Genomic DNA, 9,036 nt, shown 5'->3' on the forward strand with positions numbered 1-9,036 from the left:
CGTGCCCCGCGGGGTGCCGGATAGGCGCCGGTGCCGTGCCACGGCCCCGGCGCCGACGGCCGGCCGGTGCGCCCGCGGCGGGGACGAGTCCGAGGACCCGACCGTCGCACGATCCTGGAGTTCGCAGCGTGGCCCCTCCCACCGTCCGGTTCCGGCCGGGCCGCTACCTCGCCGTCTTCGCGGGGATCGTGGTGGTCCTCTATGCGCTCGTGTTCCTGACCGGGGACGGGTCACCCACCCCGAAGCTCGGGATCGACCTGCAGGGCGGCACGACCGTCACGCTGACCGCCCGCACCGAGACCGGCGCCGCCCCCACGCCCGACCAGCTGAACCTGGCGCGCCAGATCATCGAGCAGCGCGTCAACGGGCTCGGCGTCTCCGGCGCCGAGGTCGTGCAGAACGGCAACAACCTCGTCATCACGGTGCCGGGAACGGCGGGCGACCAGGCGCGCAGCCTCGGCCAGACCGCCCGGCTCTACTTCCGGCCCGTCGAGCAGGGCCCGCTGGCCGCCGCGCCGCAGCCGGCCGCGGGCGCGACCGGCGGACAGACCACCCCGGGCGCGGGTGGCGGCGGGGGCACGCCCGGGCGGGCGCCCGCGGGTCAGAGCGTGCACCTGCCGGTGCAGGCGCCGACCCCGCCCGCGCCCCCGGGAGGCGGCGGCACCTCGCAGGACCCGCGTCAGGCCGCGGCGATCGCGGCGGCCAAGGCCACCCGGCAGAGCACCGACCCGGCCGTCCAGGCGCAGGCCCTGCAGACGCTCAATTGCGCCGTCGAGGACCCGCTGCGCGGCTACGACGACCCGACGAAGCCGCTGGTCGCGTGCGACCGCAACGGCCAGGCCAAGTACGTGCTCGGCCCGTCGATCCTCTCGGGCACCGAGGTCGCCGACGCCGTCGCCGCCCCCAACCAGCAGGGCGCGGGCTACGTCATCAACGTGACGTTCAAGTCCGCCGGCGCCGGCATCTGGGCGCAGTACACCGCCGCCAACATCGGCAAGGCCGTGGCGTTCACGCTCGACTCGCAGGTCGTCTCCGCGCCGACCATCGAGGCCGCCCAGCCGGCCGGCAACTCGCAGATCAGCGGGAACTTCAACCAGCAGTCCGCGACCGACCTGGCGAACGTCCTCAAGTACGGCTCGCTGCCGCTGTCGTTCGACACCTCGGACGCGCAGACGATCTCGGCGACGCTGGGGCTCGCGTCGCTCGAGGCCGGCCTCATCGCCGGCGTCATCGGCCTCGTCCTGGTGTTCGTCTACTCGCTCTTCTACTACCGGGCGCTGGGCGTGCTGACGATCCTCTCGCTGGTCCTCTCCGGGGTGATCGTCTACGCGGTGCTCGTGCTGCTCGGCCGCAGCATCGGGTTCACGCTCGACCTCTCCGGCGTCGCGGGCTTCATCGTCGCGATCGGTATCACCGCGGACTCGTTCGTGATCTTCTTCGAACGCATCAAGGACGAGATGCGTGAGGGCCGCAGCTTCCGCTCGGCGGTGCCCCGCGGGTGGACCCGGGCCCGCCGCACGATCCTCTCGGGCGACGCGGTCAGCTTCCTGGCCGCCGTCGTGCTCTACGTCCTCGCCGTCGGCCAGGTCCGCGGGTTCGCGTTCACCCTCGGCATGTCGACGATCCTCGACCTCGTCGTGGTCTTCCTCGTGACGCACCCGCTGCTGGCCCTGGCGTCGAACTCGCGCCTGTTCGCGAGCCCGGCCTGGTCGGGCCTCGGCAAGGTCGCCTCGCAGAGCACCCGACCCGGCGTCGGCACCCGTCCGGGGAGCGGGGGCAGCGCGCCCCGCCCCGGCGCCCGGCCCGGCCAGACCCGTCGCCCGACCGCGTCCGGCGGCCGGTCGCCCCGCAGCGGCTCCGGTCGCGGAGGTACCCGATGACCCGCCCCACCCGCCACTCCGGACGCCGTCGGCCCGACGCCGACGAGCCCGTGGACGCCGTCGACGACGGCCCCGAGCCCGAGGACGACCTCGTCGCGGACGAGCCCGACGACGACGTCGAGGGCGCGGCCGCCCCGACCCGCCGCTCCGGGCGGCCCAGCCGCCTCGATCGCCTCTACCAGGGCAACGGCGGGATCGACATCGTCGGCCGCTCACGCACCTGGTACCTGCTCTTCGGCGCGCTCGTGCTGGTGTGCGTGCTGTCGATGGTGCTGCGCGGCTTCAACTTCTCGATCGACTTCGAGGGCGGGACCTCGGTGCAGTTCCCGGCCCGGGGCGCGAGCGGCGTCGCGGAGACGAGCGAGGTGCAGCAGGTCTTCGACCAGGCGGTCGGGCGCCCGGCGGAGTCGGTGCAGGTGGCGGGCACCGGCGGCTCGGCGACGATCGTCATCAAGTCCGACCGGTTGACCGAGGCCGAGCAGGTCGCCCTCGACCAGGCGCTGTTCCAGCGCTTCCAGCCCCTGGGCAGCTCCGGCCAGCCCGACCCCAACGCGGTCAGCAACAGCGCCGTCAGCGCGAGCTGGGGCGGGGAGATCACCCGACAGGCACTCATCGCGCTGGCGGTGTTCCTCGTCCTCGTGACCGCCTACCTGGCGATCTACTTCGAGCGCCGGATGGCCGTCGCGGCGATCATCGCCCTGATCAACGACATCGTGGTCACCGCGGGCGTCTACTCGCTGGTGGGCTTCGAGGTCTCCCCGGCCACCGTCATCGGCCTGCTCACGATCCTCGGGTTCTCGCTCTACGACACCGTCGTCGTGTTCGACAAGGTCCGCGAGAACACCCGCGGGCTGGCCGGCCTCACCCGGCGCACCTACGCCGAGGCCGCGAACCTCGCGGTCAACCAGACGCTGATGCGCTCGCTCAACACCTCGCTGATCGCGGCGCTCCCGCTGATCGGGCTGTTCGTCGTGGGCGTCGTCCTGCTCGGGGTCGGGGTCCTCGGCGACCTGGCCCTCGTCCAGCTCGTCGGGACGATCATCGGTGCGGCGTCGTCGGTGCTGCTCGCGACGCCGATCGTGGTCGACCTGGCGATGCGCGACCGGGTGTGGGCTCAGCAGGCGCAGCGGGTGGCCGCGCGGCGCGAGAAGAACGCGCGCCGCTCCGCCGCCGGCGCCGGCGACACCCGCTCCGGGGTCACCACCGGTGAGCCAACCGACGTCCTCGACACCGACGCGGTCGTGGCCGCCGCCGGTGCCCCGAACGGTCGGGAGACGCGGAGCGCGGACGCGGGCACGCGGCGCAGCGCGAGCGCGCCGCGGCCGGGGGCCCGCCCGGCCGGGAAGACGGGACGCCCGAGCGGGAAGCGTCGCCGGTGACCCCGGCCACCGGCCGGGGCGGTGAGACCACCGACGACGCCGACGAGACCGACCGCGCGCTCGTCGCCGACCTGCTGCGCACCGTTCCGGACTTCCCGAAGCCCGGCATCCTGTTCTGGGACCTCACGACGGTGCTCGCCGACGCCGCCGGGCTGGCCGCCACGACGCGGCTGCTGGGCGGCACCCCGGCCGGGGGTGAGGTCGACGTCGTCGTCGGGATCGAGGCCCGCGGGTTCCTGCTCGGGGCCGCCGTCGCGCAGGCGCTGGGCCTCGGCGTCGTCCCGGTCCGCAAGCAGGGGAAGCTGCCCGCCGTCGCCGCCTCGCGGTCCTACGACCTCGAGTACGGGTCGGCGACCCTCGAGCTCCCCGCCGACGTGCTCGCGCCGGGCGCGCGGGTGCTGCTCGTCGACGACGTCCTCGCGACCGGGGGCACCGCCGGCGCCGCGTGCGACCTCGTCGAGGAGTGCGGCGCCACGGTCGCCTCCCTCGCGGTGGTGCTCGAGCTGCCCGAGCTCGGTGGCCGCGGCCGCCTCGACGGCCGGCCCCTGCACGCGGTCCTGCAGCGCTGACACCTCGCCGTCCCCCGATGGGGGATGGGCCACATCTCGCTCTCCGGAACCGCCTGCGGCCCCCGTCCGATGGTTCGCACAGCTAACATCGTCGGCGGCGAGCGAGAGGGAGGCCGATGACGCTCACGTCGACCGGACGACGCGAAGACACGGAACCCATCGAACCCACCGACGACGTCGCACCGCCCGCGGCGATGTCGCCCTCCCCACCGACCCCGGTCGAGGGCCCCGCGCGGGTCTCCTGGGGGGAGCGGCTCCTCGCGTCCGACCCCGGCAACGTCCGGATCACCCTCGCCACCCGGGCCGCGCTGTCGCTGGCCGTCGCGCTCGGTGTCTCCGCCCTGCTCGCCGGCGCCCTCGGCCTGCAGGGGACCGCGGCGATGGTGATGGTCGTCCTCGGCGCGGTCCTGACGATGATGACGACGTTCACCGCGGCCGACCCCACCACCCGCGGCCGCGTGATCACCCAGCTCTGCCTGCCGGTCGCGATGGTCGCCGGCATCACGCTGAGCACGCTGGTCGACAAGCACCGGGTGCTCTCGCTGTCGCTGTTCGTCGTGGTCATGTTCGCGGTGGTCTGGGTGCGGCGCTTCGGGCCCCGCGCGTTCGCCTGCGGCATGGTCATCTGGATGGGCTACTTCATGGCCCTGTTCCTGCAGCTCTCGTTCGCGCAGCTCCCGGTCGTGCTCGTCGCGGTCGCGAGCACGACGGTGCTGCTGCTGGTGATCGCGCTCGTCGTCGCCCCGCAGCGTCCGGCGCGGCGGATGCGCCGCATGGTCGCGGCGTTCGCGGCCCGGGTGCGGATCGCCGCGGCCGAGCACCGCGACCCCGCCGCCCGCTCGCCCTGGCAGCGCTGGACCGGCCGCGTCGGGACCCCCGACCGGGCCCTGCTGCGGGTCGACGAGGTCGCGGTCCTCGTCGACGGGCAGCTCGCCATCCCGCACTCGCTGACCGACCCCGGCCACGCGCCCGCGGTGCGCGCCGCCGTGCTGCGGGTCGAGGCCGCGCTCGCCCGGCTGCTCGACACCCCGCCCGGGGCGGTCCGCCCGGCCGACGCCGCGGCGGTGGAGGACGCGCTGCGGCGGCTCGAGACGGTGCTCGACGACGACCGCCGGGCGGCGCCGGCCGCCGCCACCGGCGACGCGTCGCCGTTCACCCCGGCCGCGGAGCTGTTCGCGGGCTTCCTGCCCGGCAGCGCGGTGACCGTCGGGCCGATGGTGGCCCCCGAGGGCGGCGGGTCGAAGCTGCTGCTCACCACCCGCCAGGCCCTGCAGATCGCGCTGGCGGGCGGCCTGTCCATCGCCCTCGGCGACGCCCTCAACGGGCAGCGCTGGTACTGGGCCGTGCTCGCCTGCTTCCTGGCCTTCACCGGCACCGCCACGGCCGCGGAGACCGTGCGCAAGGCCCTGCAGCGCACCGTCGGGACGGTGATCGGCGTCGCCGTGGCCCTCGTGCTCGTCCCGCTGCTGGGCCACTCCACCGTGGTGTCGCTCGTGGTCATCCTCGTGGCGATCTTCGTCGGCTTCTACCTGTTCCGGGTGTCCTACACCTGCCTCGCGTTCGCGATCACGATCCTGATCGCGGAGCTCTACGAGCTGCTGGGGACCTACAGCGACGGGCTGCTCGCGCTGCGGGTCGGCGAGACCGCGCTCGGCGCGCTCGTGGGCGGCGTGGTGGCGGTGTCGTTCCTCCCGGCGTCCGCCGCGGCCGCCGAGCAGGCCGCGCGCGCCCGCCTCGCCGAGGAGCTGCGCGCGGCCACGCTCGACGTCGCGACGGTCCTGCGTGACGGCCCGGGGAGCACGGGCGCCGACGGCGGACCGGTCGACCTGCACGCCCGGGTCCGGTCGCTCGACGCCGCCGTGCACCAGCTCGCCCTCATCGGCCTGCCGCTCTCGCTGCGGGTGGTGCCCGGAGCGCCGGCGCGCCGCGCGGCGGTCACGGGGCGGCTCTCGGCGTGGGTGCGGTGCGCGGCCCGCGTCCGCGCGGTGATCCACGCCGTCGAGGACGCGGCGGACACCCCTCGTCAGCGCCACGAGGCGGTGGAGGGGGCGATGAGCGCGGTGCGGGGACTCGTCGAGGCCCTGGCCGAGGGCCGTGAGCCCGGCGAGCACACCGCGGGACCGGCCGGCGGCGAGACCCCGGAAGCCCTGGTCGGCGAGCTGTCCGCGCTGCACGGCGCGCTGCTCGCCCTCCACGAGGTCGACCCCACCGCGGGGCCGGCCGAGCGACCTCGGGTCGACGCTGCCGCGCCGAACGCGGCGCGCCCCCTCGAGACCGGCGCCGTGCGCGGCCGCGTCACCGGCGAGGACGGCGCGGGTCTGGACGCCGTCGTGACCGTCGTCGATCCCCACGGACGCCAGCTCGGGCGGGTCCGGACCGACGCCGCCGCCGGCGGGCGCTTCACGGTGCCGGTCGACGGCGGCCGGGGTCCCTGGCTCGTCGTCGTCGCGGCCGCGGGCTACGCCCCGCACGCCGGCCGGGCGCCCGCCGGTCCGGAGCACCGCGTCGTCCTCGCCCCCGCCCACCGGGCGCCGGCCGCGCGACAGGCGGCTCCCGTCGCCCTGTGAGCGACCGTTCACCGACGACGCCGCCGGCCCGCGGGGCCGTCGTCGCGCGCGAGCGACGGAGGGTGACCTCTCGTCCCGCTCGCGTGGTCGCGGAGCGGACGTCGGCGCGGTCGGTGACCTACGCTGGAAGGATTCCGGACCGGGGATCCGTTCCCGGTCCAGGAGAGCCCGCCAGCGGCTCGACCAGCGGAGGTGCTCACCAGTGAGCCAGGACGTGGGGCCGGCGACCGACACCGCCGAGCGCGCCGACGCGGGCAGCGCCGGGGTGGACGGGGCCGAGGAAGCCGGCACCGACGGTGCGCCGACGCTGGGGTCGAGCGAGCCCCGCGAGGCGCAGCGGCTGGAGCCCAGCGGGTCGACCACCACCGGCGGCGGCCGGCCGCGGTCGGCCACCCGGCGGGTGCGTGCCCGCATCGCCCGGCGGATCACCGCGCAGCGCAGCGGGCCGGTCAAGCCGGTCCTCGAGCCGCTGGCCACGGTCCACCGCGAGCTGCACCCCAGCGCCGACCTCGCCACCCTGCAGCGCGCCTACGACACCGCCGAGGCCTTCCACGAGGGCCAGATGCGCAAGTCGGGCGACCCGTACATCACCCACCCGCTCGCCGTCGCCACCATCCTCGCCGAGCTGGGCATGGACACGACGACGCTGGTCGCCGCGCTCCTGCACGACACCGTCGAGGACACCGACTACTCGCTCGAGAAGCTCTCGGCCGACTTCGGCGCCGAGGTCGCCCACCTCGTCGACGGTGTCACCAAGCTCGACAAGGTCCAGCTCGGCGCGGCCGCGGAGGCCGAGACGATCCGCAAGATGGTCGTCGCGATGGCCCGCGACCCGCGGGTGCTCGTCATCAAGCTCTCCGACCGGCTGCACAACATGCGCACCATGCGCTTCCTCAAGCCGGAGAAGCAGGCCAAGAAGGCCCGGGAGACCCTCGAGGTGCTGGCCCCGCTGGCGCACCGGCTGGGGATGGCGACGGTCAAGTGGGAGCTCGAGGACCTCGCGTTCGCGATCCTGCACCCCAAGCGCTACGACGAGATCGTCCGGCTGGTCGCCGACCGTGCCCCGAGCCGCGACACCTACCTGCGCACCGTGATCGCCGAGGTGTCCGGCCAGCTCGAGGCCGCGCGGGTGAAGGCCGAGGTGCTCGGGCGCCCGAAGCACTACTACTCGATCTACCAGAAGATGATCGTCAAGGGGAAGGACTTCGACGACATCCACGACCTGGTGGGTGTCCGCATCCTCGTGGAGGACGTCCGCGACTGCTACGCCGCGATGGGCATGGTCCACGCGCTGTGGCAGCCGATGCCGGGCCGGTTCAAGGACTACGTCGCCCAGCCCCGCTTCGGGGTCTACCAGTCGCTGCACACCACGGTGATCGGGCCGGACGGGCAGCCCCTCGAGGTGCAGATCCGCACCCACGAGATGCACCGCACCGCCGAGTACGGCATCGCGGCGCACTGGCGGTACAAGGAGACCAAGGGCGCCCATGGCGGTGGCGGGCTCGAGCTCGACGAGATGGCCTGGATGCGCCAGCTCCTCGACTGGCAGCGCGAGGCGGCCGACCCGGGGGAGTTCCTCGAGTCGCTGCGCTACGACCTGGCCACCCGCGAGATCTTCGTGTTCACGCCCAAGGGCGACGTGATCACGCTGCCGCACGGGTCCACCCCGGTCGACTTCGCCTACGCGGTGCACACCGAGGTCGGGAACAAGTGCATCGGCTCGCGGGTCAACGGCCGCCTCGTCGCGCTGGAGCGCCAGCTCGAGAACGGCGAGGTCGTCGAGATCTTCACCTCGAAGGCCGAGGGCGCCGGGCCGTCGCGCGACTGGCTCGGGTTCGTCGCCTCGCCGCGCGCCAAGCAGAAGATCAAGCAGTGGTTCGCCAAGGAGCGCCGCGAGGACGCGATCGAGGGCGGCAAGGACTCGATCACCCGCGAGGCGCGCCGGACCGGCCTGCCGCTGCAGCGCCTGGTCTCGGCCGACTCGATGGGCGCCCTCGCCCGCGAGCTGCGCTACTCCGACGTCTCGGCGCTCTACGCGGCGGTGGGGGAGCACCACGTCTCGGCCCGCCACGTCGTGCAGCGCCTGGTCGCCCTGCTCGGGGGCGTGGAGCAGAACGAGGACGAGCTCGCCGAGCGCGCGACGCCGTCGACGGCGCAGCGGCGCCGGGGCACCGGCGACGTCGGGGTCGTCGTCAACGGCATGGACGACGACGGCGACTCGACCGACCTGTGGATCAAGCTCGCCCGGTGCTGCACCCCGGTGCCCGGCGACGAGATCCTCGGCTTCGTCACCCGCGGCGGCGGCGTCTCGGTGCACCGCACGGACTGCACCAACGCCGACGACCTCCGCGCGGAGCCCGAGCGCCTCGTCGACGTGAGCTGGGCGTCGTCGTCGACGGCGGTCTTCCTGGTGGCGATCCAGGTGGAGGCGCTCGACCGGCACCGCCTGCTCTCCGACATCACCAAGGCCCTCGCCGACGAGAAGGTCAACATCCTCTCCGCGTCGGTGACGACGTCGCGCGACCGCGTCGCGGTGAGCCGGTTCAGCTTCGAGATGGGCGATCCCAAGCACCTCGGGCACGTGCTGCGCGTGGTGCGCAACGTCGAGGGCGTCTACGACGTGTACCGGGTGACCTCGGCG

General features: G+C 74.6%; 5 protein-coding genes. All 5 read left to right on the forward strand.

All coding sequences use genetic code 11. From position 1 onward, the window contains the following. The first annotated feature begins 128 nt into the window (after positions 1–128). Positions 129–1,880 (forward strand): protein translocase subunit SecD, encoded by a 1,752-nt coding sequence (secD, locus tag HH311_RS28760; protein WP_169187154.1) that lies wholly within the window; start codon positions 129–131, stop codon positions 1,878–1,880. Then, positions 1,877–3,259, forward strand: coding sequence for a protein translocase subunit SecF (gene secF, locus HH311_RS28765; protein ID WP_169187155.1), 1,383 nt, complete (start codon positions 1,877–1,879; stop codon positions 3,257–3,259). The genes secD and secF overlap by 4 nt, the downstream gene beginning before the upstream one ends. Beyond that, entirely contained in the window at positions 3,256–3,828 is a 573-nt protein-coding gene (locus HH311_RS28770; protein WP_169187156.1) for an adenine phosphoribosyltransferase, read from the forward strand. The genes secF and HH311_RS28770 overlap by 4 nt, the downstream gene beginning before the upstream one ends. Positions 3,829–3,944: 116 nt before the next feature. After that, positions 3,945–6,395 carry an FUSC family protein gene (locus HH311_RS28775; RefSeq protein ID WP_169187157.1) on the forward strand — a complete coding sequence of 817 codons (2,451 nt, stop codon included), beginning with the start codon at positions 3,945–3,947 and terminating at the stop codon, positions 6,393–6,395. A 340-nt stretch (positions 6,396–6,735) separates the two neighbouring features. Next, positions 6,736–9,036, forward strand: a 2,301-nt coding sequence (locus HH311_RS28780; RefSeq protein WP_169187165.1) for a bifunctional (p)ppGpp synthetase/guanosine-3',5'-bis(diphosphate) 3'-pyrophosphohydrolase, incomplete at its 3' end; no start/stop codon positions are given.

Origin of the sequence: Actinomycetospora sp. TBRC 11914 (genome assembly GCF_012933465.1) — a bacterium.
Taxonomy (GTDB): domain Bacteria; phylum Actinomycetota; class Actinomycetes; order Mycobacteriales; family Pseudonocardiaceae; genus Actinomycetospora.